This window comes from Streptomyces recifensis (genome assembly GCF_002154615.1).
In the GTDB taxonomy this organism is placed as follows: domain Bacteria; phylum Actinomycetota; class Actinomycetes; order Streptomycetales; family Streptomycetaceae; genus Streptomyces; species Streptomyces griseoluteus.
The window spans coordinates 1-902 of sequence record NZ_MUNH01000361.1; the positions used below are offsets into that span (position 1 = coordinate 1).

At 71.4% G+C, this 902-nt stretch carries 1 protein-coding gene; it reads left to right on the plus strand.

What is annotated here, in order from left to right:
- Nucleotides 1-191 precede the first annotated feature (191 nt).
- Nucleotides 192-902, plus strand: a 711-nt coding sequence (locus tag CCN33_RS19170; RefSeq protein ID WP_086694804.1) for an ArsR family transcriptional regulator, incomplete at its 3' end; no start/stop codon positions are given.

Below are 902 nucleotides of genomic sequence, written 5' to 3' on the forward strand. Positions count from 1 at the left end.
GCCGCGAGCAGGGCCGCCGCTGCGGCCGGGTGGGTGAGGATCTTCGCCATCGGGTTCCTTCGGTGTGCGGAAGGTACGGGTGGTGCCTCGGGGATCGGTGCGGCGGAGCGAGTTCATGCTCCGGTGTGCGCTTTCGGCTGTCATGCTCATTCGAACAGCGTCAAATAACGCCGGTGGAAAGGGTGTTGAGCTTGCTTCGCTTCCATTTCTCGGCGGAGGATCTGGCCAGGACACGGGTCGCCCCCGCTCCGCACGCCCTGTGGGAGATCGCCGCGAGCCTCCACCGTTTCCAGACACCGGCCGGCCGCTGGGCCTACGCGCACTGGTACCGCACGGCCCGCGAGCGGTTACGGGAGGCAGGACTGGAGAGCGCTGTACGGCAGTTCCTGCTCCCGCTGTATCCGCGCGCGTCGTACTGGCCGGACTTCCTCACGCCGCTGGAGGGCGCCGCCGGCCTGGAGGCGGGCCTGAAGGCGATCCTGGCGACGCCCCCGGCCCAGGTGACGGCGGAACTGGCGGCGCTGGCCCGGATAAGACGCGTACCCCCGCACCTTTCCCGGCTGCCGGAGAAGGAGCCGCGCACCGAGCTGGTGAGCGTCCTGCGCGCCTACCACCGCGCGGTGATCGAGCCGCACGAGGAGTGGATGCACGAGGGCGTGCACACCGAGCGCGTCCGGCTGGCCCGGCACTCGCTCGACGGCGGCACCGAGGGTCTTCTGGGCGGACTCGGCCCGGCGGTGCGCTGGCAGCACCCGCGGCTGGAGATCGGCACGTACCCGACGGAGCACGACATCCGCCTCCGGGGCCGGGGCCTGCTGCTGATCCCCTCGTACTTCTGCTGGAAGGGCCCGGTCTCCCTGGCCGACCCCGCCCTGCCCCCGGTCCTCGCCTACTCCCTCCAC